The organism is Ruegeria sp. AM9 (genome assembly GCF_056540565.1).
The window spans coordinates 777,740-802,289 of the sequence record NZ_JBQFWY010000001.1 but is presented as its reverse complement, the minus strand read 5'-3'; the positions used below and the strand labels follow the sequence as shown (position 1 = coordinate 802,289).

29 protein-coding genes are annotated in these 24,550 nt (G+C 60.0%); 18 read left to right on the top strand and 11 right to left on the bottom strand.

All coding sequences use genetic code 11. From position 1 onward, the window contains the following. The first annotated feature begins 242 nt into the window (after window positions 1-242). On the top strand, window positions 243-704 hold the full coding sequence (locus ACR0DO_RS04050; RefSeq protein ID WP_170440842.1) for a hypothetical protein: 462 nt from the start codon (window positions 243-245) through the stop codon (window positions 702-704). Window positions 705-744: 40 nt separating this feature from the next. Here ACR0DO_RS04050 and ACR0DO_RS04045 read toward each other — a convergent pair whose 3' ends face one another. After that, the gene (locus ACR0DO_RS04045) at window positions 745-1,302 is read right to left on the bottom strand and encodes a class I SAM-dependent methyltransferase (protein WP_480556973.1); all 558 of its coding nucleotides are present in this window, start codon (window positions 1,300-1,302) and stop codon (window positions 745-747) included. A gap of 153 nt (window positions 1,303-1,455) precedes the next feature. Then, window positions 1,456-2,580, bottom strand: coding sequence for a beta-ketoacyl-ACP synthase III (locus ACR0DO_RS04040; protein WP_480556830.1), 1,125 nt, complete (start codon window positions 2,578-2,580; stop codon window positions 1,456-1,458). 167 nt (window positions 2,581-2,747) lie between these two features. On the opposite strand from ACR0DO_RS04040, the gene ACR0DO_RS04035 reads away from it, so the two are divergent. The 3 genes from ACR0DO_RS04035 to ACR0DO_RS04025 are packed head-to-tail and all read left to right on the top strand — an operon-like array spanning window position 2,748 to window position 7,301. Next, window positions 2,748-3,215 (top strand): MarR family winged helix-turn-helix transcriptional regulator, encoded by a 468-nt coding sequence (locus ACR0DO_RS04035; protein ID WP_480556829.1) that lies wholly within the window; start codon window positions 2,748-2,750, stop codon window positions 3,213-3,215. Next, window positions 3,212-4,249: an efflux RND transporter periplasmic adaptor subunit gene (locus tag ACR0DO_RS04030; protein ID WP_480556828.1), complete on the top strand. Its 1,038-nt coding sequence runs from the start codon at window positions 3,212-3,214 to the stop codon at window positions 4,247-4,249. The genes ACR0DO_RS04035 and ACR0DO_RS04030 overlap by 4 nt, the downstream gene beginning before the upstream one ends. Window positions 4,250-4,259: 10 nt before the next feature. Further along, window positions 4,260-7,301: an efflux RND transporter permease subunit gene (locus tag ACR0DO_RS04025; RefSeq protein WP_480556827.1), complete on the top strand. Its 3,042-nt coding sequence runs from the start codon at window positions 4,260-4,262 to the stop codon at window positions 7,299-7,301. 20 nt (window positions 7,302-7,321) lie between these two features. Here ACR0DO_RS04025 and ACR0DO_RS04020 read toward each other — a convergent pair whose 3' ends face one another. Then, complete coding sequence (locus ACR0DO_RS04020; protein ID WP_480556826.1) at window positions 7,322-7,732, bottom strand: VOC family protein; 411 nt, start codon at window positions 7,730-7,732, stop codon at window positions 7,322-7,324. A 254-nt stretch (window positions 7,733-7,986) separates the two neighbouring features. Next, on the bottom strand, window positions 7,987-11,331 hold the full coding sequence (gene carB, locus ACR0DO_RS04015; protein ID WP_480556825.1) for a carbamoyl-phosphate synthase large subunit: 3,345 nt from the start codon (window positions 11,329-11,331) through the stop codon (window positions 7,987-7,989). Between the two features lie 176 nt (window positions 11,332-11,507). Here carB and ACR0DO_RS04010 point away from each other — a divergent pair, with 176 nt between their 5' ends. The 4 genes from ACR0DO_RS04010 (at window position 11,508) to aspS (ending at window position 15,758) form a co-directional block, all read left to right on the top strand. After that, window positions 11,508-12,635, top strand: coding sequence for an aminodeoxychorismate synthase component I (locus tag ACR0DO_RS04010; RefSeq protein WP_480556972.1), 1,128 nt, complete (start codon window positions 11,508-11,510; stop codon window positions 12,633-12,635). Then, on the top strand, window positions 12,590-13,237 hold the full coding sequence (locus ACR0DO_RS04005) for an aminotransferase class IV family protein (RefSeq protein ID WP_480556824.1): 648 nt from the start codon (window positions 12,590-12,592) through the stop codon (window positions 13,235-13,237). The genes ACR0DO_RS04010 and ACR0DO_RS04005 overlap by 46 nt, the downstream gene beginning before the upstream one ends. Continuing rightward, the gene (locus ACR0DO_RS04000; protein ID WP_480556823.1) at window positions 13,234-13,905 is read left to right on the top strand and encodes a CPBP family intramembrane glutamic endopeptidase; all 672 of its coding nucleotides are present in this window, start codon (window positions 13,234-13,236) and stop codon (window positions 13,903-13,905) included. The genes ACR0DO_RS04005 and ACR0DO_RS04000 overlap by 4 nt, the downstream gene beginning before the upstream one ends. Before the next feature lie 77 nt (window positions 13,906-13,982). After that, the gene (gene aspS / locus ACR0DO_RS03995; RefSeq protein WP_480556822.1) at window positions 13,983-15,758 is read left to right on the top strand and encodes an aspartate--tRNA ligase; all 1,776 of its coding nucleotides are present in this window, start codon (window positions 13,983-13,985) and stop codon (window positions 15,756-15,758) included. 190 nt (window positions 15,759-15,948) lie between these two features. Here aspS and ACR0DO_RS03990 read toward each other — a convergent pair whose 3' ends face one another. Beyond that, window positions 15,949-16,665, bottom strand: a complete 717-nt coding sequence (locus tag ACR0DO_RS03990) for a response regulator (RefSeq protein WP_480556821.1) — start codon at window positions 16,663-16,665, stop codon at window positions 15,949-15,951. A gap of 134 nt (window positions 16,666-16,799) precedes the next feature. Here ACR0DO_RS03990 and mce point away from each other — a divergent pair, with 134 nt between their 5' ends. Further along, on the top strand, window positions 16,800-17,204 hold the full coding sequence (gene mce, locus ACR0DO_RS03985) for a methylmalonyl-CoA epimerase (protein ID WP_170440867.1): 405 nt from the start codon (window positions 16,800-16,802) through the stop codon (window positions 17,202-17,204). A 16-nt stretch (window positions 17,205-17,220) separates the two neighbouring features. After that, complete coding sequence (locus ACR0DO_RS03980; protein ID WP_170440869.1) at window positions 17,221-17,496, top strand: DUF1467 family protein; 276 nt, start codon at window positions 17,221-17,223, stop codon at window positions 17,494-17,496. Between the two features lie 3 nt (window positions 17,497-17,499). Here the strand turns inward: ACR0DO_RS03980 and ACR0DO_RS03975 are convergent, their stop codons facing one another. Beyond that, window positions 17,500-18,195 carry an EI24 domain-containing protein gene (locus ACR0DO_RS03975; RefSeq protein ID WP_480556820.1) on the bottom strand — a complete coding sequence of 232 codons (696 nt, stop codon included), beginning with the start codon at window positions 18,193-18,195 and terminating at the stop codon, window positions 17,500-17,502. Then, window positions 18,195-18,773, bottom strand: coding sequence for a nitroreductase family protein (locus ACR0DO_RS03970; protein WP_480556819.1), 579 nt, complete (start codon window positions 18,771-18,773; stop codon window positions 18,195-18,197). Before ACR0DO_RS03970 ends, ACR0DO_RS03975 begins: the two co-directional genes overlap by 1 nt. 137 nt (window positions 18,774-18,910) lie before the next feature. Here ACR0DO_RS03970 and ACR0DO_RS03965 point away from each other — a divergent pair, with 137 nt between their 5' ends. Beyond that, complete coding sequence (locus tag ACR0DO_RS03965) at window positions 18,911-19,186, top strand: DUF167 domain-containing protein (protein WP_480556818.1); 276 nt, start codon at window positions 18,911-18,913, stop codon at window positions 19,184-19,186. Here the strand turns inward: ACR0DO_RS03965 and ACR0DO_RS03960 are convergent. After that, window positions 19,174-19,422 (bottom strand): hypothetical protein, encoded by a 249-nt coding sequence (locus tag ACR0DO_RS03960; RefSeq protein WP_170442915.1) that lies wholly within the window; start codon window positions 19,420-19,422, stop codon window positions 19,174-19,176. The genes ACR0DO_RS03965 and ACR0DO_RS03960 overlap by 13 nt on opposite strands. 122 nt (window positions 19,423-19,544) lie before the next feature. On the opposite strand from ACR0DO_RS03960, the gene ACR0DO_RS03955 reads away from it, so the two are divergent. From ACR0DO_RS03955 to ACR0DO_RS03935, 5 genes are all read left to right on the top strand, one after another. Further along, window positions 19,545-20,252 carry a M48 family metallopeptidase gene (locus ACR0DO_RS03955; protein ID WP_480556817.1) on the top strand — a complete coding sequence of 236 codons (708 nt, stop codon included), beginning with the start codon at window positions 19,545-19,547 and terminating at the stop codon, window positions 20,250-20,252. Next, a complete protein-coding gene (locus ACR0DO_RS03950; protein ID WP_480556816.1) occupies window positions 20,249-20,617 on the top strand; it encodes a YigZ family protein in 369 nt (122 codons plus the stop codon). Before ACR0DO_RS03955 ends, ACR0DO_RS03950 begins: the two co-directional genes overlap by 4 nt. Before the next feature lie 69 nt (window positions 20,618-20,686). Next, a complete protein-coding gene (locus tag ACR0DO_RS03945) occupies window positions 20,687-20,938 on the top strand; it encodes a DUF6455 family protein (RefSeq protein ID WP_170440880.1) in 252 nt (83 codons plus the stop codon). Window positions 20,939-20,953: 15 nt separating this feature from the next. Next, the gene (locus ACR0DO_RS03940) at window positions 20,954-21,226 is read left to right on the top strand and encodes a DUF6455 family protein (protein ID WP_170440882.1); all 273 of its coding nucleotides are present in this window, start codon (window positions 20,954-20,956) and stop codon (window positions 21,224-21,226) included. Beyond that, window positions 21,223-21,483 (top strand): DUF6455 family protein, encoded by a 261-nt coding sequence (locus ACR0DO_RS03935; protein ID WP_170670569.1) that lies wholly within the window; start codon window positions 21,223-21,225, stop codon window positions 21,481-21,483. The genes ACR0DO_RS03940 and ACR0DO_RS03935 overlap by 4 nt, the downstream gene beginning before the upstream one ends. On the opposite strand, the gene ACR0DO_RS03930 is transcribed toward ACR0DO_RS03935, so the two are convergent. Continuing rightward, entirely contained in the window at window positions 21,484-21,726 is a 243-nt protein-coding gene (locus tag ACR0DO_RS03930; protein ID WP_480556815.1) for a CDGSH iron-sulfur domain-containing protein, read from the bottom strand. 229 nt (window positions 21,727-21,955) lie between these two features. Here ACR0DO_RS03930 and ACR0DO_RS03925 point away from each other — a divergent pair, with 229 nt between their 5' ends. Both ACR0DO_RS03925 and ACR0DO_RS03920 read left to right on the top strand, forming a co-directional pair. After that, complete coding sequence (locus tag ACR0DO_RS03925; RefSeq protein ID WP_170347886.1) at window positions 21,956-22,144, top strand: hypothetical protein; 189 nt, start codon at window positions 21,956-21,958, stop codon at window positions 22,142-22,144. A gap of 132 nt (window positions 22,145-22,276) precedes the next feature. Next, on the top strand, window positions 22,277-22,633 hold the full coding sequence (locus ACR0DO_RS03920) for a diacylglycerol kinase (protein WP_480556814.1): 357 nt from the start codon (window positions 22,277-22,279) through the stop codon (window positions 22,631-22,633). 17 nt (window positions 22,634-22,650) lie between these two features. On the opposite strand, the gene ACR0DO_RS03915 is transcribed toward ACR0DO_RS03920, so the two are convergent. Next, a complete protein-coding gene (locus tag ACR0DO_RS03915) occupies window positions 22,651-23,037 on the bottom strand; it encodes a hypothetical protein (RefSeq protein WP_480556813.1) in 387 nt (128 codons plus the stop codon). Between the two features lie 104 nt (window positions 23,038-23,141). Continuing rightward, window positions 23,142-24,530 (bottom strand): 30S ribosomal protein S12 methylthiotransferase RimO, encoded by a 1,389-nt coding sequence (gene rimO / locus ACR0DO_RS03910; protein WP_480556812.1) that lies wholly within the window; start codon window positions 24,528-24,530, stop codon window positions 23,142-23,144. Window positions 24,531-24,550 lie beyond the last annotated feature (20 nt).

Sequence of the window (24,550 nt, the reverse complement as noted above, 5' to 3'; positions counted from 1 at the left end):
CCCGCGTCAACAACAACGACGCCGATGGCCGACAGGCGGCCAATACAGAGCGGGGCTAAAATTCTGCCCCACAATTACTCATCACCGGCTGGAACTGCCGTCACTCACTCACAAAACCCCCGAATATCTGAGGGATAGCCAATGTATGACATTTCAATTATGAATCGAGTATGGGAAATTTCTTTTCCCTTTCCCCCACAGTGGCAGATGTTGTGGGGGAGACAGGCAGAAAAGGTAAAAACATGGCAGATATCGGGGCCTATCTGAAAAAGCACACAGAAGCATTGGTCAAAGATGTCGGCATTGAATCCGCATGTGAGATCACCGGCAAATCCAAGGCGACTCTGGGCCGGTATTACTCAGACAACGCCGAACATGTTGATCGGTTCATGCCGGTGGACGCAGTGGCCCGGCTTGAGGCCGTATCGACCTATCCGCACGTCACTTCGGCGCTGGCGGATCTGAAGAACATCACCTTGTCCTATGAGTGTCGCAATTCGGAAAAACCGCGCACTGGCGGGGTGAATTCGGACGTCATCGCCCTGAGTCAGCGGTTCGCGATGCTGATGACCGAATACCAGGCCGCCATCGAAGACGGCATCATCACCGTGAACGAAGCCAAGCGGCTGCTGAAAGAAACCAGCCTGCTGCAACAGGTGCTGATCGAGATGAAACTGCATCTGGAAGAGGAAAGCGTGAGCTGAAGCTTGCTTGCTTTGGTCCTGGTTGTTCCTTCAAAAGTGTTCAGTCAGGTCGAATTGCGACGATGCCTCTGCTTGTTCGCGATGGCGGGCCCGAGGGGAAGGAATATAGCCGTTCAATCTCGAACCCCGCTGTCTGCAACAAACCCGTGATTTCGTCCTCGGAAAACGTTCGATGCCGCCATTGAAGCCAGATTATGACATTACACCAATGCGGTTTCGAAACGACAAGGTACAGGCGGCCACGTGGGCGCAAGTGATTGCGCATTTGCTCAAGCGCTGTCAGAGGATCGTCACAATGCTCAAGGACGTGCGCGGCCAAGGCAACATCTGCTGAATTCTGGGCTGTGCTCCCTAGTGCGTTCTGAATTAACGTGGGCTCTACGCTGCGCGCGCGCAGCGCGGCCTGACCTCGCTTTAGCATTGCGCTGCTTGGGTCAAGCAGGGTCATTTCTTCAGGAGGTCCGTAGATTGCGACCCACGCCTCGGCAAAAGCAGCTGTCCCCGCTCCGATATCAATGACGCTCAACCCGGCAACCGGACTTGACCGTGGCGAGGATAGAAAGCCGAGGTACGCGTCATAGTATCCCAATGCGCGCATCTTGTCCCGCCACCGCGGCGCGGCGGCGTCATAGCGAGGCGTAGTTTCTGCGGTTGGATGCGCCATCAGGAATGGCTTGCCATAAATGAAGGCTCAAATCCAGACAATGCAAGCTCGGCGGCGTTCGATTGCAACGCAGTTTAATGTCGTTTTTTACCCGCGCCGCTTCACGATCACCGATCCCACCGAATATCCGGCGCCGAAGGAACAGATCAGGCCGACATCCCCGTCCGTCAGGTCGTCGGAATACTTGGAAAACGCGATGATGGACCCGGCTGAGGACGTGTTGGCATAGTCCTGCAGGATGTTGGGTTGCTCGCCTGCTTCTGGTTCGCGGCCCAGCACCTTTTTTCCGATGAAATCGTTCATCGTCTTGTTGGCCTGATGCAGCCATATGCGTTTCAGGTCACCACTGGCCACCCCTTCGGACTCCATGTGGTCCGAGATGTGTTTGCTGACCATCGGCAGCACTTCCTTGAACACCTTGCGGCCGTTCTGCATGAACTGCATGTCACGGCGATCAACCACCCCGGCGGGGCGCGAGCGGCGCAGGAAGCCGTTATTGTTGCGGATGTTGTTCGAGAACGACGTGGCGCAGCGGGTCGAGAGGATTTCGAAATGCGGGCCCGTCGCGTCTTCGACCCGTTCGATCAGCGTGGCCGTGGCCACGTCTCCAAAGATAAAGTGGCAGTCGCGGTCGCGCCACTCCAGATGGCCCGAACAAATCTCGGGGTTCACCACCAGAGCCGACCGCACCGAGCCCGAGCGGATCATGTCCGCCGCCGCCTGAATGCCGAATGTGGCCGAGGAACAAGCGACGTTCATGTCGAAGCCAAAGCCATTGATCCCCAGTGCCTGCTGGATCTCGATCGCAATCGCCGGGTAGGCGCGTTCGTGGTTCGAGGCGGCGCAGATCACCAGATCGACATCCTCGGCGCTGCGCCCGGCCTGAGCCAGCGCTTTGTTGCAGGCGTCCACCGCCATCTCGGTCATGATACCCGGCTCATCATCACTGCGCTGGCGCAGCAGGGGGTGCATCACGTCCGGGTCCAGAACGCCCGATTTGTCCATCACATAGCGGTTCTCGATACCCGACGCTTTTAGGATGAACTCTTCCGATGAGTGCTGCATCGGCTCTATCTCGCCCGCTGCTATTGCGTCGGCATTCGCGGCGTTCTGCTTGTCGGCATAGGCGTTGAAGGCGGCGACAAGCTCGGCGTTGGTGATAACGTTTTCGGGGGTGAAAACACCGGTGCCGGTGATTGCAGGGGTATACATGGCGGGTCCTGGACGTTTCGAGTTGGCCTAAAATGCAGTCACAGCCGGGTATGATCAAGGTATGGTGACCTAACGGAATGCACGGGGGTTAATCTAATTCAGCTTCATATCTTGAATAGTTCGAAATTCGAAGTATATGACCAGCCTGACTCATCCGGAGGGTTCGTATGTCAGACGATATCAGCACCAGGCTAGGCCGGCTCAGCCCCGAAATTCAGGCCATCATGGGGGTGTATGCGCTGTATTGGAAACTGGAAGAGGCCTTTGACTGCGTCGAAACCGATCTCAGCCATCTTGAGTGCCACATGCTGATCAAGCTGGATCAGCCCAAGCGCATGGGCGTTCTGGCCGCCGACATGCTGACCGTTCCATCGACCATCACCGCAACGGCGGACGGTTTGGAAAAGGCGGGTCTGCTGACCCGCGAACGCGATCCTGAGGACCGCCGGGCCTGGCTGTTGGTTCTGACAGAGCAGGGACAAGAGATGCGTAACATGCTGGTGTCCGTGGCCGGAGACCTGTTCCACCGCGCCTCTGGCCTGGATGCGGAAGAAACGGCCCAATTCGCGCGTTTGGCGCGCAAAATCCGAGACAACATTCTTAAAACGGGAATTCCCGAGGGACTGACGAAATGAAACTCCTCTCTGTTCTGAGCGCGACCCTGATCGCGCTGGCGGCCACGGTTGTGGCGCAAGATACGGCCAAGCCGGTCAAACTGATGCAGGTGCGGGAAACCTCGCCCGGGTTTTCGCGGCAGTTTTTTGGGCGGGTGGCCGCCCGGCAGACTGTTGACCTCGCCTTTCAGGTGTCCGGTCAGATCGTGGAAATGCCGGTAAACGAAGGCTTTGTGATCCCCAAGGGCGAGTTGATTGCGCAACTGGATCAGGCCCCGTTCCAGCGCCGTTATGACCGGGCCGTGCTGCAAAAGGACCAGGCCGATCGAACCCTGGCCCGCCTGTCGCGTCTGCGTGGGACGACGGCCAGTCAGGTGGCGGTAGACGATGCGGAAACCGCCGCGCAACTGGCCGAGATCGCGGTGCGGGATGCGGAATACGATCTGGAACACGCCACGCTGTCCGCACCGTTTGATGCGCTGGTCTCAAGCCGGGCGGTCGAGGCTTTCACGACCGTGTCAGCGGGGACGCCCATCGTGCGCATTCATGACATGTCCGAGCTGCGGATCGAGGTCGACGTACCCGAGATACTATTCCAGCGGTCCTCGCAGGAAGATGACCTTACGATCACTGCGAAATTCCCAGCCAGCGACGAAGTGTTTCCCCTTCAGATTCGCGAGTTCGATGCCGAAAGCTCGACCGTCGGGCAGACGTTTCGCATCCAGTTTGGCCTGACCCCGCCCGAGGGGCTGCAAATCCTGCCCGGCTCGTCCGTGACGGTGAATGTTCAGGTTCAGGATGCCCGCACAGGCATCATCATTCCGGCCTCGGCCATCGTTGCCGATGCTGACGGTGCGTTGGGTGTGATGGTGTTTTCACCGGTTGGTGCCGATGAAGGAACCATCCGTCACGTGCCCGTCACCATCGAGCCGACCCAGACGGGTGATGTTCGGGTGCTGACCGGCCTGTCGGATGGTGACGAGATTGTCGTCGCCGGAGGCGGTGCGCTGACCGATGGTCAGGCCGTGCGCCGCTTTACCGGTTTTGCGAACTGAGGGTGGGCAAATGAACATCGCACGCGCCTCAATCGACCGGCCGCTTTATACTTGGCTGATCATCCTGTTTGCCCTGTTTGGTGGGGTCTGGGGGTTCCTGTCGCTGGGCCGCCTGGAAGACCCGGCTTTCACCATCAAAAACGCCGTTATCGCAACCCAGTACCCGGGGGCTACGGCGGAACAGGTGGCGTTGGAGGTTTCGGAGCCGCTGGAATCCGCCATTCAACAAATGGGTGAGGTCGATACAATTACGTCGGTCAACCAACCCGGTTTCTCGCTGATCGAGGTCGAGATCAAGTCGACCTATGACGGCACGGAACTGCCGCGTATCTGGACCGAACTGCGCGCCAAGACGCGCGACGCGGCGCGGAGCTTGCCTCCGGGTGTTGGCGCACCTTTGGTCAATGACGGGTTCGGCGATGTGTTCGGCCTGTTCTATGCCGTCACCGCCGAGGGCTTTTCAGACGCCGAGAAACACGAATTGGCAACCTTTCTGCGGCGCGAGTTGCTGACCGTTTCCGGTGTCGCCGACGTCGAGGTGATGGGCCTGCCGCAAGAGGCGATCTTTGTCGAACCCGATCTGGCCATTTCCGTGAATCAGAACGTGCCGATCCAGACCATCAACGACGCCATCGCCAACGCGGATTCCGTCAACGCGTCGGGATCCGTCCGGTCCGGTAATGACCGCACCACGATCCTGACGGCCGAAGGGTCGGATTCCGTCTCGGCCATTGCCGGACTGTCCGTAGGCTCGCAGGGGCAGGTGATCAACCTGTTCGATATGTCCCACGTGTTCCGGGGCCGTCAGACTGACCCGGACGTGATGATCCGGTTCAATGGCGCGGAGGCATTCACGCTGGGTATCGCGGGCCTGTCGACCGAGAATATTGTTGAGGTCGGCCAGCGCGCCGATGCCAAGTTTGCCGAGTTGGACGCCCAAATCCCCTTTGGCGTGGAAATCCTGCCGATCTATCAGCAGCATGTGGTGGTCGAGCAGGCCTCGAACGATTTCCTGAAAAACCTGGCGATGTCCGTCAGTATCGTGGTTGCGGTGCTGGGCATCTTCATGGGCTGGCGCGCGGCGGTGGTTGTGGGTTCGACCCTGCTGCTGACCGTTGTGGGAACTCTGCTGTTCATGTCGATCTTCTCGATCGAGATGGAGCGGATTTCGCTGGGTGCCCTGATCATCGCTATGGGGATGCTGGTGGACAACGCCATCGTGGTGGCCGAGGGGATGCAGATCGCAATGCTGCGCGGCAAGAATTCGCGTGACGCGGCGGATGAAGCGGCCTCGAAAACACAAATCCCGCTGCTGGGGGCAACGGTGATTGGCATCATGGCCTTTGCCGGGATCGGTCTCAGCCCCGATGCGACCGGCGAGTTCCTGTTCTCGCTGTTTGCGGTGATCGGTATCTCGCTGATGCTCAGCTGGGTGCTGGCGCTGACCGTGACGCCTTTACTGGGGCATTACTTCTTCCAGCAGGGCAAAGAGGGCGCGGTCGATGCTTACGGTGGCATCATGTTCCGCGTCTATGGGGCGATCTTGCGCTGGTCGCTGCGGATGCGCTGGCTGGTGATTGCCGCCTTGGTCGGGGTCACGGTGGCCTGTTTCGCGGGCTTTGGTCTGGTAAAGCAGCAGTTCTTCCCGGACTCGAACACGCCGCTGTTCTTCGTGCATTACAACCTGCCGCAAGGCACGCCGATTGCCCGCACCGCCGAAGACATGACCGTGTTCGAAGACTGGCTGGCCGAACGTGACGACGTGGTGTCGGTCACCACCTTTGTCGGGCAGGGCGCGACCCGGTTCCTGTTGACCTATTCGGCGGAAAAACCGAACCCCAGCTATGGTCACATGATCATCCGTACCAACTCGCTGGAGGACATTCCGGCGTTGCAGGCGGATCTTGAGGCGTTTGGTCAGGCCCAATTCCCCGAAGGGCAGTTCCGCACCAAGCGGCTGATCTTTGGTCCGGGCGGCGGTGATCCGGTTCAGGCGCGGTTCTCGGGCAGTGATCCGGCGGTTTTGCGTGAACTGGCCGAGGCGGCGGTGCTGAAAATGCGCGAGGCCTCGCCCAACGCGCTGAACGTCTATCACGACTGGCGCGAGCAGGAACTGGCAGTGCAGCCGATCTACGCGACCGAGCGGGCGCAGACCGCCGGTGTTTCGCGCGAAGACATTGCTGCAACGCTGCAGTTTTCGACAGACGGGATCACCGCTGGCGGTTTCCGCGAGCGGGACCGCCTGATCCCCATCATCCTGCGCCGCCCTGCGGACGGGGATTATTCGATCGTCGATCAGGTCGTGTACTCGGATCAATCCGAAAGGTTTGTTCCGATTGAGCAAATGGTCGACGGGTTCGAATACAAACCGCTCAACACGCTGGTCCATCGCCGCGACCGGGTTCTGACGATCACCGTGGGGGCCGACATCCCACCCGACATGACGGCGGCTCAGGTCCACTCGGAAGTCCGCGCCGCCATCGAGGGCATGGACCTGCCGCCGGGCTACCGGATGGAATGGGGCGGTGAGTTTGAAAACGCAGGTGAAGCCAATGAAAGCCTTGGGCGTCAGCTGCCGCTGAGCCTGCTGATCATGGTGCTGATCTCGGTGCTGATTTTCAACGCCATCCGGCAGCCGATCATCATCTGGCTGCTGGTGCCGATGTCGGTGAACGGGGTCGTCATCGGTTTGCTGGGCACCGGCCTGCCGTTCACCTTTACCGCGTTGCTGGGCCTGCTCAGCCTGTCGGGGATGCTGATCAAGAACGGCATCGTTCTGGTCGAGGAGATCGATCTGGTCCGCGCCACCGGCAAACCGCTGCGCGAGGCGATTGTCGAGGCCTCGGTCTCGCGTCTGCGCCCCGTGATGCTGGCGGCGATCACCACCATTCTGGGGATGGCACCACTGCTGACGGATGCGTTCTTCCGGTCCATGGCGGTGACGATCATGGGAGGTCTGGCCTTTGCCACGATCCTGACGATGGTTGCGGCGCCGGTTTTCTACCTCGTGTTCTTCGCGCGGGATGAAAAACGCGAGGCCGCAGCAGCCTGACGAATACCGGGCGGCTGTTTTCAGTCGCCCGGGTCCCCTACGGGGTCGTAATGGTAGTAAAAACAAGACAGCTTGTTGCCATCCGGATCGCGCAGATAGGCGACATAGAATTCGGGGGAATAGTAATTCCGTGTGCCCGGCGCCCCTTCGTCGAAGCCACCATATTCCAGCCCCGCTGCGTGAAACCGCCTGACCTGCTCGGCGCTGTCGGCAGGGAAGGCCATCATCGTGCCGTTGCCGACGCTGGCCGTCTGGCCGTCAAAGGGTGAGCATATCCAAAACCCGACACCTGCGTCAGGTTCGGCTCCCCATCCCGCGCGATCTTCGGTCCATCCCGGCAGGCGCGGCTGCTCCAGAACAGCAAAGATCGCGTCATAAAACCGGATGGCCTGCTTCAGGTCGTTGGTGCCGTATGTGGTGTAAAGGCGCATGGCTCTCCTGCTGGTTTCAAGACAGCATCATGCAGCCCGCGCGCGCACAGGGACAGTGAAAACAGCTTTGAAGGCCGTGTCAGATCAGCGGAACCAGCGGTACGTCACACGCGGCCAGCGTCATCAGAGCGGCGAAAACCATAAACCTGCGCATTTCTGTTATCCTTCTGCTCGTTTGCAGAAAAGATGCGCGCCCGAAGACATGGGGTCAACGGGCGCTTAAAATGTGTTGCATTTAAGCGGGTTCGAGCCGGTCAGCCCTGCAGCGATTTCACCTCGACATCCCCTTCGGCCTGCGCCTTGATTGCCAGCGCGGCTGCATGGCTGGCGGCAGCCGTGGTGAAATAGGGGATCTTGTCATAGAGCGCGATCGAGCGGATGGACTTGCTGTCCTCGACCGCCTGCGCGCCTTCGGTGGTGTTCATCAACAGTTGGACCTGACCGTCCTTCAGCATGTCGACGACGTCCGGACGGCCTTCATAGACCTTGTTCACCACGTCACAGTCGACGCCGTGGTTGGACAGCCAGCTTTGGGTGCCGCGGGTCGCAATCAGCTTGAACCCCTGCTCGATCAGCACCTGCGCGGCCTCAAGCATCGCTGCGGTCTTGTCGGCATCCTTGATCGAGATAAACGCGCGGCCCGAGGAGGGTAGCACCATACCCGCCCCCATCTGCGCCTTGAGGAAGGCGCGCGGGAAGTCACGGTCCCAGCCCATGACCTCACCGGTCGAACGCATCTCCGGGCCCAGAATCGTGTCGACGCCGGGGAAACGCGCGAAGGGCAGCACCGCCTCTTTCACCGAGAACCAAGGCATGTCCGGGTCGGCCAGCGTCATCTGGTCGGCGATCTTGGTGTCCTGACCTTCCTGATACGGCGGGCGCATCGGGAAGTTCGACAGCTTTTCGCCGGCCATGACGCGGGCTGCGATCGACGCAATCGCGCTGTCGGTCGCCTTGGCAACAAACGGCACGGTGCGCGAGGCGCGGGGGTTCACTTCGATCAGGTAGATCTCATCATCCTTGATCGCAAACTGCACGTTCATCAGGCCAACAACGTTCAGCGCCTTGGCCAGTTTGAACGCCTGATCCTTGATCTGGCCGATGATCTCTTTCGAAAGCGAGTAGGGCGGCAGTGAACAGGCCGAGTCGCCTGAGTGAACGCCCGCCTCTTCGATATGCTGCATGATGCCGGCGACGTGCACGTCGGTGCCGTCGCACAGCGCGTCCACGTCCAGCTCGACCGCACCGGCCAGATAGCTGTCCAGCAGCACGGGGCTGTCGCCCGAGACCACGACGGCCTCGTTGATATAGCGTTTCAGCTGCTCCATATCGCGGACGATTTCCATCGCGCGGCCACCCAGAACGTAAGAGGGGCGGATCACCAACGGAAAACCGATCTCTTCGGCAATCTCCAGCGCCTGTTCGTCGGTCGAGGCGATGCCGTTTTTGGGCTGTTTCAGGCCCAGATCGTTGACCAGCGCCTGGAACCGTTCGCGGTCTTCGGCAAGGTCGATCGCGTCCGGTGTGGTGCCGAGGATCGGAATGCCTTCGGCCTCCAGCGCGTTCGCCAGTTTCAGCGGGGTCTGACCGCCGAACTGAACGATCACACCGTGCAGCGTGCCGTTTTCCTGCTCCTTCGTCAGGATTTCCATGACGTGTTCGAAGGTCAGCGGTTCGAAATACAGACGGTCCGAGGTGTCATAGTCGGTGGACACCGTCTCGGGGTTGCAGTTGACCATGATGGTCTCGTAGCCCGCCTCTGTCAGTGCGAAGCAGGCGTGACAGCAGCAATAGTCGAACTCGATCCCCTGACCGATCCGGTTCGGGCCACCGCCGAGGATTACAACTTTCTTACGGTCGCTCGGACGTGCCTCGCACTCAACCTCACCCATCATCGGGGCCTCGTAGGTCGAATACATATAGGGCGTCTGCGCTTCGAACTCAGCCGCGCAGGTGTCGATGCGTTTGAATACGGCCTTCACGCCCAGATTGCGGCGAGCGCGACGGACGTTGTCTTCGTCACGACCGGTCAGGTTGCCCAGACGCGCGTCGGTGAAGCCCAGCATTTTCAGCTTGCGGATGCCTTCCTCGGTCACCGGCAGGCCGTTCTTGCGCACCTGGCGCTCGGCTTCGATGATTTCACGGATACGGGCCAGGAACCACGGATCGAACTTGGTGACACCGAAAATCTCGTCGTCGCTCAGCCCGTGACGCATCGCCTGTGCGATGGTGCGCAGACGGTCGGGGGTCTGCTGGCTGATCGCCTTGATCACAGCGGCCTTGTCGTCGGCCTCGTCCCAAACACCAACGTTCAGGCCGGGGATTTCGATCTCATCAAACCCGGTCAGGCCCGATTCCATCGAGGCCAGCGCCTTTTGCATCGATTCGTGGATGGTGCGGCCGATGGACATCGCCTCACCCACCGACTTCATTGCGGTGGTCAGGTAGGGTTCGGAACCGGGGAATTTCTCGAATGCGAATTTCGGGATCTTGGTGACGACATAGTCGATGGTCGGCTCGAACGAGGCGGGCGTGACCTTGGTGATGTCATTGTCCAGCTCATCCAGCGTATAGCCCACGGCCAGTTTCGCGGCGATCTTGGCAATCGGGAAACCGGTTGCTTTGGAGGCCAGAGCGGACGATCGCGACACGCGCGGGTTCATCTCGATCACGACCATGCGGCCATCATCGGGGTTGATCGCCCACTGCACGTTCGACCCGCCGGTCTCGACACCGATCTCGCGCAGCACGGCAATCGAGCCGTTGCGCATGATCTGATATTCCTTGTCAGTCAGCGTCAGCGCAGGGGCCACGGTGATCGAGTCGCCGGTATGCACGCCCATCGGATCGACGTTTTCAATCGAACAGACGATAATGGCGTTGTCAGCAGTGTCGCGCACCACCTCCATCTCGTATTCTTTCCAGCCCAGCAGGCTTTCATCGACGAGGATCTGGTTCACCGGCGAGGCATCCATGCCCGAGCGGCAGAAGTGGATGTAATCTTCGCGGTTATAGGCCACACCGCCGCCGGTGCCGCCCAAGGTAAAGGCAGGACGGATGATGGCGGGCAGGCCGATTTCCTCAAGCTCATCCAGAGCCATCTGTACGCCCGCATCCAGATCGGTCGAGCCATCCTCGCGCTTGGGCGCGGTCACGATGGTTGCCTTTGGGTTTTCAAGGCCCAGCCGATCCATTGCCTCACGGAACAGGGCGCGGTCTTCGGCCATCTCGATGGCGTCGCGCTTGGCGCCGATCATTTCGACCTCGAACTTGTCCAGCACGCCCATCTCTTCCAGCGCCAGCGAGGTGTTCAGGCCGGTCTGCCCGCCCATTGTGGGCAGCAGGGCGTCGGGGCGTTCCTTCTCGATGATCTTGGCGACAACTTCGGGGGTGATCGGCTCGATATAAGTCGCGTCCGCCAGTCCGGGATCGGTCATGATCGTCGCCGGGTTTGAGTTCACCAGAATGACCCGGTATCCTTCCTCACGCAGCGCCTTACAGGCCTGAGCACCGGAATAGTCGAACTCGCAGGCCTGACCAATAACGATGGGGCCCGCCCCGATGATCATGATCGACTTGATGTCGGTTCTTCTCGGCATGGCCACGTTCCTTCGATTGTTCGCGAGTCAGGGCGCCCCCAAGCGCCCAAATTGTCCTGCGTTATAGGGACCGCGCGAAAAGGTTCAAGGGGTATCGGAATTGGGTGTGAAATTGCCGCTTTCCCCTCTTTCCCTTGCCGCCGTATTCTCTATACCGCGCAACACGGCAAATGAGGATGCAATTGCGTATTCGGTTTGATCAGGGGCCAGCCGGGCCCGGAACCAGTTTCGACCGGCCAGCCAAGGTGATCCGCGCAGACAACGCGGAGGACGTGCCCCACGCGTTGGCGGCGCTGGATGAGGCGCGCGCCGAGGGTGCGTGGCTGGCGGGCTATGCCAGTTATGAGCTGGGCTATGTGCTGGAACCCCGCCTGACCGACCGCCTGCCACAGGACCGCCGCCTGCCTCTGCTGTGTTTCGGCGTCTATGATGCGCCTGTTCAATGTGATCTTCCCCGGACAGCGGGCGGTATTACCGGTTTTGAGCCACGCTGGGACGAGGTGCGCTATACACGCGCCTTTCAGCAGGTTCACGATGCCATCGGGGCCGGGGATATCTATCAGGCCAACCTGACCTTTCCCATCGACCTGACTGTCGAGGGGGACAGCGCTGCGCTTTATGCCGCTTTGGCCAGCGGACAGCCGGTAGGTCATGGCGCACTGGTTCAGCAGGATGACCTGCCCGACTTGCTCAGCCGCTCGCCCGAGTTGTTCTTTCGCACCGATGCGGACCGGATGATCGAAACCCGCCCGATGAAGGGCACCCAGCCCCGCAGTGAGGATATGGCCGAAGACGCGCGCCGCCGCGCCTTCCTGTCCATCGATGAAAAGAACCGGGCCGAGAACCTGATGATCGTCGACCTGCTGCGCAACGATATCAGCCGCGTTGCGCTGCCCGGATCGGTCAAGGTGCCCGAGCTGTTCAAGGTCGAGACCTACGCCACCGTGCATCAGATGATTTCGCTGGTGCAGGCGCAGCTTCATCTGGGGGCCGAGCTATCTGATATCCTGATGGCGCTGTTCCCCTGTGGCTCGATCACCGGCGCGCCGAAGATCCGCGCGATGGAGATCCTGTCGGACCTCGAACCCTGGCCCCGCGATATCTATTGCGGCGCCATCGGTTGGGCCGCGCCCGACGGACGGTCCGAGTTCAACGTGGCAATCCGCACGCTGATGGTCGAGGATGGCAAAGCCACGCTGAACGTGGGCGGCGGTGTGGTCTGGGACAGCACGGCCCCTTCGGAATATGAGGAAGCGCTATGGAAAGCCCGCTTTGCGCACCAACTGACCCTGACTTCCGCCTGATTGAAACGCTGGCTTTTCGGCCGGGGCAGGGATTTGTGCGGCGGGACCGGCATCTGGCCCGCATGGCGCGCTCGGCCAGAGCGTTTGGGTTTCCGTTCGATGACGGGGTGGCCGCTGACAAACTGGACGCGGTCGTCGGCACCTCGCCGCTGCGCTGCCGTCTGACGCTGGCTGCAGAAGGACAACTGGACGTGACGACAGGGGCGCTGGCCGACAACCCTCCGATCTGGCGGGTGGCGCTTTCTCAGACGCGGCTGACCGCTGATGACACCTGGCTGCGGCACAAGACGACCCAACGTGCGCTTTATGACAACGCCCGTGCGTCCTTGCCGAAAGGGATCGACGAGGTTCTGTTCCTGAACGAACGCGATGAGTTGTGCGAAGGCACCATCACCAACCTGTTTCTGCACATGCCCGATGGCCGCCACCTTACGCCCGCTTTGTCCTGCGGCGTCCTGCCGGGCATCCTGCGCGAAGAACTGCTGGATAATAAACAGGTTACCGAGGCCACCCTGACCTTGACCGACCTGAAAAACGCATCAAAAATCTATATGGGAAATTCATTGCGTGGTCTGATCCGGGCGGAGTTGGCAGTACAGTGAGCAAACAAACCGAATGGGCGGACAGCGCAGTCCCACATCTGCGATTGCGACTGGAATTCGGGCTGTTCTTCATGGCTGTACCGGTGCTGATCGCGGTGTTTTTCCCTCCGAACTGGATGTTTCCGTCGTTGTTCGCCTTCACGGCCATCGGCATCGTGCTTTTGCATTTCACGCCGGGTTTTGCCTGGGCCGAGCTGCGATACAACTGGCGCAACTGGTCCTGGCGCGAAGTCGCTCTGTTTGCGGTTGCGATGACCTCTTTCTGCACCGCTCTGGTGATGGCCACCCGGCCAGAAGCGGCGTTTTTTCTGCTGCGCAACCGGCCCGAATTTCTGCTGGTTATCTGGCTTGGCTATCCGCTGCTGTCGGCCCTGCCGCAAGAACTGCTGTTCCGGTCCCTGTTCTTCCGCCGCTACCATGCGATCCTCCCGAACGGGCGGGCGGCCTATCTGCTGAATGCGGCGCTGTTTTCGCTGGCGCATCTTATGTATTGGAGTTGGATCGTCGCCATCATGACCTTTGCCGGGGGGCTTCTGTTCACCTGGGCCTATCGCCAGCGCGGATCGTTTTTCTACGCTGTCCTGCTGCACGCGATTGCGGGGAACATCATCTTTGCCGCGGGTCTGGGCATCTATTTCTACTCGGGCAACGTGCAAAGGCCGTTTTGAGCGGTATACCTGCCTTGACTTTCCAAGCCTGACGGGGTGTATCGGCGCGACGAATTCTGCGCCCGAAGGGATATTCCATGCACGCCTATCGCAGCCACACCTGCGCCGCTCTGACTGCCGCCAATGTCGGTGAAACCGTCCGCCTGTCCGGTTGGGTGCATCGTGTCCGAGATCACGGCGGCGTGCTGTTCATCGATCTGCGCGACCATTTCGGCGTGACACAGGTTCTGTGCGACGGTGACAGCGCGGCCTTTGCCGAGCTTGAGAAGGTCCGCTCTGAATGGTGTATCCGCATTGATGGCAACGTCAAAGCGCGTGATCCCGAATTGGTGAACCCCAAGCTGCCAACCGGCGAGATCGAGGTTTACGTGCGCGAGATTGAGGTTCTGGGAGCCGCTGACGAACTGCCGTTGATGGTGTTCGGTGATCAGGAATACCCCGAGGAAACCCGCCTGCGCTATCGCTATCTGGATCTGCGCCGCGATGCGATGCAGCAGAACATGACACTGCGTTCGGACGTTGTGGCTTCGATGCGCAAACGCATGTGGGATCAGGGCTTCCGCGAGTATCAGACGCCGATCATCACCGCGTCTTCGCCCGAAGGTGCGCGCGACTTTCTGGTGCCCTCACGTCTGCATCCGGGCAAGTTCTACGCGCTGCCCCAAGCCCCGCAGCTGTTCAAACAGCTGATCATGGTGTCGGGCTTCGACAAGTATTTCCAGATCGCGCCGTGCTTCCGCGACGAAGACCCGCGTGCCGACCGCTCGCCCACCGATTTCTACCAGCTTGACCTCGAGATGTCGTTCGTCGAACAGCAGGACGTATTCGACACGATCCAGCCTGTTCTGACCGGCGTGTTCGAAGAGTTCGGCGGTGGCCGCAAGGTCGATCAGGTGTGGCCGCAGATTTCCTACAAGGACGCGGCCCTGTGGTACGGCACCGACAAGCCCGACCTGCGCAATCCTATTAAAATGCAAGTGGTCTCCGACCACTTCCGCGGGTCTGGCTTCGCGATCTTCGCGAAGCTGTTGGAGCAGGAAGGCACGGAAATCCGCGCCATCCCGGCGCCCACCGGTGGGAGCCGCAAGTTCTGTGATCGCATGAACGCTTTTGCGCAGAAAGAGGGTCTGCCCGGCATGGGTTATATCTTCTGGCGCGATCAGGGCGAAGGCATGGAAGCTGCAGGCCCGCTGGCCAAGAACATTGGCCCCGAGCGCACCGAAGCGATCCGCCAACAGCTGGGTCTGGGTGTGGGCGATGCGGCATTCTTCCTGGGTGGCAAGCCGAAAGCCTTTGAAAAGGTCGCAGGCAAGGCCCGTGATGTTATCGGCGACGAGCTGAACCTGACCGAGAAAGACCGTTTTGCCTTTGCTTGGATCGTGGATTTCCCGATTTACGAGCAAGACGAAGAGACCGGCGCAATCGACTTTGAACACAACCCGTTCTCAATGCCGCAGGGTGGTTTGGACGCCCTGAACGGCAATCCGCTGGACGTGCGCGGCTATCAGTATGACCTGGCTTGCAACGGGTATGAGCTGGTTTCGGGCGCGATCCGGAACCACAAGCCCGAGATCATGTTGAAGGCCTTCGAACTGGCCGGCTATGGCGAGGATGAAGTGAAATCCCGCTTTGGTGCCCTGTTCAACGCCTTCCACTATGGCGCCCCACCGCACGGTGGTTGTGCTGCCGGGATCGACCGGATCGTGATGCTGCTGGCTGATGAGGCCAACATCCGCGAAGTCATGATGTTCCCGATGAACCAACGCGCCGAGGACCTGATGATGGACGCGCCATCCGATCCGACCTCGGATCAGTTGATGGAGCTGGGATTGCGCATCATCCCGCAGGATTGATCAACAGCCCGCCGCAGACTATGCGGCGGGTTTTTCTTTTGCTGAGAGCACCAAGCCCGAATTCCCGTTCAAGCACAAAGGGCAGGGGCGTGCGTCACGCGCCAAGCGAATGTTCCGAGCCGTTGTTCTGGTCTGGTAATAGGCCCAGATGAACAGGATCGTGGCCGTCAGAAAATATGCGGCTGCCATCTCAGATCGCCTCGCGCTGTTCAAGCCGCGCCTGAACGATGCCGGCAACTTGTGCGGCCAGAGCGGTAACTGGCGTGCCGCCTGCACGCGATTCCGCCAGCTTTTGCGCCGCATCGGCCAGAATGGTGTCTTCGGCATCGCGGGCCACACCGCGCAGGAATTGCGCCGCATAGTCCAATGTGCGGTGATCGTTCGGCCCGGCCAGAACATCCGCGATATGTGCCATGTCGTCCTGATAGGCCATCGGGTCAGGGCGAATGACCTCATCCCGGACCGCGTGCAGGCTGTTGGGGCGGCGATCTTCGGGCAGGCTTTCCAGAATGAACTTCTGAAAGTATGAAAGTGATTTCAGCGGCTTGTGCAAAAAGCCGTCGGCCCCTGCCTGCAGCGCAGAGTCCTGTGCATCGTCATCGCCGGACATCCCCAGAATGGCACCGATGCGCGGGCTGGCTTCGGTCAGTTCGGCGATCAGTTCTGCGCCCGACCCGTCCGGCAGGCCGATATCCACCAGAATGACCGAAGGGCGATAGATCTGCAGGTGACGCCGTGCCGAGGTCAAACAATCCGCGCGCCGGATGCGGGCGCCGCTGTGCAGGCACATCAGCCGGATTGCGTCACAGGCATAGCGGCTGTCTTCGACAACCAGAATGGTTTGGCCCAGCAGAGGCCGCGTGGCCGTCGGCTGCGCGGGAGAGGCGAAGGGGCTCGAATCGTCCATGGCAGAACTCCTAATCAGCAGATGCCCCACGCTAGGAAGTTCTGGCTAACACGACGTTAACGGCAATTTGGCGCACTTGTTCTTTGCCCAAACAGCCCCCATAACCGCTGCAACGCAGAACGGAGGAGAGTTCCATGATTGGTCGTCTGAACCATGTCGCCATTGCCGTGCCTGACCTTGAGGCCGCATCCGAGCAGTACCGCAGTGCGCTGGGTGCCAAGGTTGGTGCGCCGCAGGACGAACCGGATCATGGCGTGACCGTGGTGTTCATCGAACTGCCTAACACCAAGATCGAACTGCTGTATCCGTTGGGCGATGACAGTCCGATCAACGGATTTCTGGAAAAGAACCCGGCTGGTGGCATTCACCATGTCTGCTATGAGGTCGACGACATCATCGCCGCCCGCGACCACCTGAAAGAAACCGGTGCCCGCGTTCTGGGATCGGGCGACCCCAAAATTGGCGCACATGGCAAGCCGGTGCTGTTCCTGCACCCGAAGGATTTCAACGGCTGCCTGGTCGAACTGGAACAGGTCTGACCCAAGCGAGGCTGTCATGACGATTACCGCTGCACTGGTCCTGTTTGCCGTCATCTGGTTCATGACGCTGTTGGTCGTGCTGCCGATCCGCATCAAGACGCAGGGTGATCTGGGCGACATTGTTCCGGGCACCCATGCGGGTGCGCCGGAAGTGCATCACATGAAGAAAAAGCTCTGGATCACCACCGGGATTTCGGTGGTGCTCTGGGCGATCATCGCAGGGATCATCATTTCGGGCGTGATTTCGGTGCGCGACTTCGACTGGCTGAACCAGCTTGAGCCGCGCCAGTAAGCGTCAGGGCGTCCGCCCCGACAGCTTGTGGTAGAGATGGGTGAAGGTGGCCGCCCCGAGGATCGGGATCACCAGATTCACCAGCGGCACTGACAACGGGATGGCCATCAGGGTGCCAGCCAGCCAGATTGTCGGCATATGCTTGGCGCGCAGTTTGCGCGCGCCGTCCCGCCCCACACGCCGCATCGCGGCCAGTGTGAAATATTCCCGGCCCAGCAGAAACCCGTTCATTGCCCAGAAAATAAACGGAGCCAATGGCGTGAAAATCACATAGAGGATCAGCGCCAGCAGGTTGGCGACGATCAGCACGCTCATGAACTCTGCCGCATCACGCATTCCCTCGCTGAAGGGGATGCCGGGAACGGCGGGCAGGGTGGGATAGTGTTTGTCCTCGACCGCCTGCGCGACCTCTTCCAGAAACATCGAGATAATGGCCGAGGCGACGGGCATCATCAGGAACACCGGCAGGATCAGCACCAAAAAGATGCCGGAATAATTCAATAGGTCGTTCAGCCACGGCACGGCACCGATCCAGGGCAGCGAAATCTCGTCCCCGGACAGCCAGTTGATCAGCCAGATTGCTCCGGCACTGGCTGCGATCAGTAGCACAATTGTCAGACCAACGCCGCGCAGCAGAACGGAGCGGAACCTGGGGTCTCCGATCTGACCTAATGCTGCGAAGAACGCGTTGAGGATCATCACTCCGAAACCCACTCGGTCAGCGCCGCGACATCGGGACGGGGGCGTTCAGGTGGGGTTTTGCCTTCGGTGGCGATATGGATCAGGCCGGCCACGCGTTCGTTGTCCTGCAGCCCAAACGCCTGACGGCAGAACGCGGCGTCATGAACCTGCCAGCCGGATAGCCAGTTCGCGCCCCAACCGGCCGCAAGGGCCGCATTCAGAAGCGCCAGACATACGGCCCCTGCGGAATACGTCTGTTCGATGGCCGGGACTTTGTCCGACGGCGTCTGGACCTCGATCACTGCCACGGCCAGATGGCCCATGTCGAACTGGCTGCGGGCCTTCGCGATGTCCTCGGGGGCTTTGCCCAATCTCTCGCCGCAGTCCTGTGTCAGCGATGACAGACGGTCCATAGCGCCCTTCTCGAGAACGATAAAACGCCACGGCTCCAACTTGCCGTGATCCGGGCTGCGGGCGGCTGCGGTCAACAGGGGCAGCAGTTCTTCACGTGTCGGCGCCGGAGCAACCAGTGTCTTCGCGGGGCGCGACCGGCGCGATTGCAGAAATTCCAGGGCGGCCGGGTTCTTCAAGGACATATGTTAACTTCCTTTACATGGGCAGTCTGTATCTGGTTGAGCCTCTGGCGCGTTTCAAGTGCAAAAAGCTGGAGATGCGGGATCAATTTCATTCCCCGAACGCTCGTGCAAGAGTGTTTGCGAGCAAGAGGAATAAGATGGCGAAACCAAAACTGCGCGACGTGCCGGATTTAAGCGGCCTTGCCACCCCCGGCGCGGCGATTCCGGTCCGGGTGACGCCCAAAGCGGCGAAGGACAGTATTGTGGTGGATAACGGCACAATCCGCATAACCGTGACCGCTCCGCCCGAAAACGGCAAAGCAAATGACGCGGTGCGCCGGATACTGGCCGTCGCTATGGGCGTGGCCCCATCCGAGCTGACCCTGAAACAGGGGCAGTCCACGCGGGATAAGCTGTTTGTCTATGCGTCCTGATCCGGTTTTTCGTGGATCTGATACACGCCCTCGGGCAGGTCCAGCGCGGCGGCCAGATCGCGTACCTGTTCGGGCGACAGCGTTATCCTTTGAATTTGGTCCGTACGAGGGTCCAATTGCTCAAGCGTCACACATTCGGCGAAGCTGTTGATGACGACATCCTCTTGCAAAGGCTTTTCGCCTTCGTCCACCAGAGTAATGACTGTCGAGTCGAATTCATGCTCAATCGAAAACATGTGGCGAGAGTGCAGGGCGTTGCGCGGCAATGCAACCCGTTCCCTTGCAATCGCGCGGTGGCAGTCCCGTGCGGGCCGCGCTATGGTTTTTCAAACGGGATTTCCGTTTCAAAGGAATATGAATGCGCCGTCTGACCTATTTGCTGTTTCCTCTGGTGCTGGCGGCGTGCAGCGCCGGTGCTCTGCGTGTGCAACCGGCGGCGGAATGGTCGCAGGATTCGGGTGAGTTTCAGGTCGACGCGGCAACTTTCCAGCAGATCAGCCGCGCAGTTGGCAAAGAGGCCCGCGCCGAATGCTTGCGTCAGGCCAGGGTCAGCAACTGTGATTTCACGATTCTGGTCGACCTGAACCCGCGCGCACCGGCAAACGCGTTTCAGACCCGGGACGACAAGGATCAGCCGGTGATTATCTTTACCCGCGCGATGATCCAATCCGCGGAAAACGCTGACGAACTGGCCTTTGTGATGGGGCACGAGGCGGCGCATCACGTGTTGGGCCACATCGACCGGCAATCGCAAAATGCGCGGGACGGTGCTGCGGCTTTCGACAGGCTTGGCAAGCTGTATGGTGAAAAGGGAAAACAGCTTGAGCGATCACAGAAAATGGGCGCTGAGGTTGCGATTCAGGTATATGTCAAAGAGTTCGAGTTGGAAGCGGATCAGTTGGGAACGATCATCACCCATAATGCAGGGTACAACCCACTGATCGGCGCAAAGTACTTTGACCGCCTTCCCGATCCGGGGGATCAGTTTCTGGGCACCCATCCGCCCAATGCGGATCGGGTGCAGATCGTGCTGGATACCGCGCGGCAATTGGGTTTGACCCCATGACACCACTGACACGGCTGGGCGTGATCCTGACGGATCGGGGGTCGAAATACGCCGTCTCGGGCGCGACTGTCAGCACACGTGCGGGTGTGGACGCGGTGCTGCAGGAGCTCAAGTCGGACAAGGCCTATGCCAAGGCCACGCACAATACCTGGGCGGCTGTTTTGCCCACGGGTGCGCTTAAGGCGGATGACGGCGAAAGTGGTGCGGGCATGGTAATCCTGCGTATGCTGGAACGCGCCGGGATGGAAAACCACGTGGTGATCGTAACCCGCTGGTACGGCGGAAAAAAGCTGGGCGGGGACCGATTCCGCCGCGTACAGGACGCCACCCGTGCCTATCTGGATCACATCGGGATTGGGTCTTGACCTGAGTCAAAGGCCAATTTGGGGCGTTGCGCTATCCTGTTCTGGACGCGAAACAGGAAGGGGTCTTTGATGCCCAGCCAAGAAGTTCTGAAACTCCATGCCGGTCTGGTGGACCGGATGGCGTCCAAACTGGGGGTCGATTTGCAAGAGGCGGCGATCGGCGGTGAAGTGTCGATCGACCAGTTGTCCGACGCTGTTTTGAACTGCACGGACTGCCCGAATCCCGGCCATTGCCAGCGTTTTCTGGACCAGCCCACCGCGGTGGCCCGGACGCCGGAATATTGCCGCAACCAGGACTTGCTTTGCAGACTTGCCCCTTAGCGACCGGAGAGTTCGATGCTGCATCTCGGAGAGATCATGACCCATTTGCGCCTTGTCCTGCGTATGGGACAGGCAACCGGAGCGGACATGGTCACGGCGCACCATACAGGGCACCTGACCCAACAGGACTGGGCCGAGATGATTCAATATTGCCGGGGCTGCGGCTGGGCCAACCGGTGCCCCGACTGGCTGGATCAACAGGAAGCTGTGACCGGTGCTCCGCATACCTGCAAAAACCGGCAGCGGTTTGCAGCGCTGAAAACAAGGCTAGAGAAGGAAAACGCATGACACGGTCAGCTTTGGGGGATGTCGAGACACATTTTTGGCTCACCCGATCTGTTGCGCGATGCATGAATATCTCACTGACCGAAGCAATGGCCGAAGGTCGGCTGACGCCGGATCGCTATGCCGAAATGGTGACCCGCTGCCGGGCATCGCATTGCAGTGGTCAATGCGCAATCTGGCTGTCTGAACAACAGTCCGAGGCCCACGCGGCCCCGGAATTCTGCGCCAATGCCGAACAGATGAACGCACTGAAGGCCTGATCAGACCTTCGAATGAGTCCCGTCACACAGCGGCGATTTTGCGCTGTGTTTGCACCCACAGAAAAAGACCTTCTTGCTGCTGTCTGCAGTGTATTTGACCGGTTCGAACCGGGTGCCCTTGTGTGAGCCGTCGCAAAACGGTTGCCGTTTGGATAGGCCGCATGCACACCAGAAATAGCTTTTCCCTTCGGTTACCTCGACCGGGAAGGGACCTTTTTGCGCGATGGTGGGGCTATCTGACATGGGGCTACTCCGTCTTTGGCTGTTGTCACCTGAACAGTGTAGGCCGAAACGGGGGAAACGGTAGCTTTTGCTCATAAATCCGCTGTTTCTGAGGGGGTTACCAGCGTGGTTCCGCCTTTACTCACGAATGCGTGATTGATTTCGTTGCAAAAATACCATCAAGGTCCTATCCTATGCTTGGCCCCGAATTCTTGGGCAATATCAGGAAATTAATAGAGGAATGACGGACATGAAACTTAAATTTGCTGCCGTTGGTGCATTTGCCCTTGTTTTGGCTGCTTGCTCTCAGCAGGAAGAGCCGGCGCCGGTTTACATCACGCCTGAGTATGACAAATTCGGTACGCCGAGCTGCCCGGCAGGAACCGAGCTGGCCACGACCGAAGCGGGTCAGACCGTCTGTAACCCGGTCGCTCAGTAAGAATTCCGCGGGCGGCTTTTCTGCGAAGCCGCCCGCAAAAATATCACCGTCATGGCCGCCTCCGGGGCGGTTTTTTCTTGTCTGCCGGTCACTATTCCGGTTTCAGTTTCAGCGACCAAAAATCGAGGGCAGATGAAAACCTTTTTTACCCGCCTCAAGGACCGCACCCGCTGGAGCTGGCAGGGCGTCGTCGCCACATGGCACACAGAATACTCGTTCCGCTCGTGGGTGTGGGCGAACCTCTTGTCCGCTGCATTGGCGCTTTGGGTGCCGCTCGACGACGGAATTCGTGCGTTGATATTGGTCCTGGGGCTGCTTGTCTTGGTGGCCGAGTTGCTGAACACCGCGATTGAGCGTGCCGTTGACCACACCTCGACCGATCACAGTGAACTTGCCGGTCAGGCCAAGGATGCGGCCAGCGCAGCCGTTGCGTTGACGGCCGTGGCCACCGGGGTGGCCTGGGTTGTCGGGATTGTCAGCCTGCTCTGAGGCAAACCGTAGCATTCCTACCAGCCAAAGCGGTAACCTTTGCGCTGAATGCCGTAGTTTCGCGGAATGTGGTATGGCGTGGCGTGCTTATTGGAGAACCCGCGCGCCCTACGGTGGTGCCGTTTTTTCGGTTTCAGGTAATACACTTTGGGCCTGGTCTTTTGATAGTAGGCCTTGGGTTTCGTCTTGTGATGATGAGCCTTGGCCTTGGGGTAATAAACATTGGGCGCGCCGTAATACCGGTGAACATGGTGCTTGCTGCGCAGATGCAGGCTCAGCGATTTTGAGCCAATTGCAATGAACCCGCCCGAGCTGATGCTTTCGGCAACAGCAGGCACGGCATAAAGCTGGGTGGCCAGGATCAGGGCGATACATTTCAGGCCAAAGGGGCGCGGACAGGACATTGAACCCTCCTTCACTCAAGGCGGAATGTCCTGTCATGATCCACGAATCGCGCGGCAAAGGCCAATAAACTCGGCTCACGCTTTGCCGAGATCGGGTGACCGGGTCAGACCAGCTTGCCCCACAGATCGTATTCGCCAGCCTCGTCGACCTCGACCCGGACGATGTCGCCGGGATTGAGGGCCTCAAAACCTTCGTCGATGAACAGGTTGCCGTCGATCTCGGGGGCGTCCGCCTTGGTACGGCAGGTGGCGGCCTCGTCATCGACCTCGTCCACGATCACGTCGATCGTCTGGCCGACCTTGGCGGCCAGTTTGGCCTCGGAGATCGCCTGCGCCTTTTCCATGAACCGTTCCCAGCGCTCTTGTTTCACTTCCGCAGGAACGTGATCCGGCAGGTCGTTCGACCGCGCACCATCCACGTTTTCGTATTGGAAGCAGCCGACGCGATCCAGCCGCGCCTCGTCCATCCAATCCAGCAGGGTCTGGAATTCAGCCTCGGTCTCGCCGGGATAGCCGACGATGAAGGTCGACCGTAGGGTGATGTCGGGGCAGGTCGCACGCCACGCGGCAATCTCGTCCAGCGTTTTGGCGGCCGCGGCCGGGCGGGCCATGCGTTTCAGAACGTCCGGGTGGGCGTGCTGGAACGGGATGTCCAGATAGGGCAGCACATTGCAGCCCGCATCTGCCATCAGCGGGATTAACTCACGCACATGCGGATAGGGATAGACGTAGTGCAGGCGCACCCAGGCATCGAGCTGCCCCAACTCGCGCGCCAGATCGGTGATATGGCTGCGCACCTCGCGGTCTTTCCACGGGTTCAGGTCGTATTTGCGATCCAGCCCATAGGCCGAGGTGTCCTGCGAGATCACCAGCAATTCGCGCACGCCATTGTCGACCAGCTTTTCGGCTTCACGCAGGACGGCATGGGCCGGACGGCTGGCCAGTTTTCCGCGCATGTCAGGGATGATGCAGAACTTGCACTTGTGGTTACAGCCCTCGGAAATCTTGAGGTAACTGTAGTGACGCGGGGTCAGCTGCACGCTGGCCGCAGGTAGCAAGTCCACAAACGGGTCCGGGTCGGGGGGAACGGCGGTGTGTACCGCATCCAGCACCTGTTCGTACTGATGTGGACCCGTGACCGCCATGATGCGCGGATGATGCTCGCGAATGTAATCCGGTTCCGCCCCCAAACAGCCGGTCACGATGACCTTGCCGTTTTCCACCAGCGCCTCTCCGATGGCATCCAAAGATTCAGCCTTGGCACTGTCGAGGAACCCGCAGGTGTTCACAATCACGGCATCGGCCCCGGAATAGTCCGGTGAAATGCCGTACCCTTCAGCCCGCAGGCGGGTCAGAATCCGTTCGCTGTCAACCAGCGCCTTCGGGCAGCCCAAGGACACCATCCCAATGGTGGGCTGGTTCTGACGCGGCGTGTCGGTGATCCGGGCAGCGGGTGCCAGGTCGGGGCGGAGGTTTGGCGGGTTCGTGGTCATGGCGCGGCATATAGTGGGGA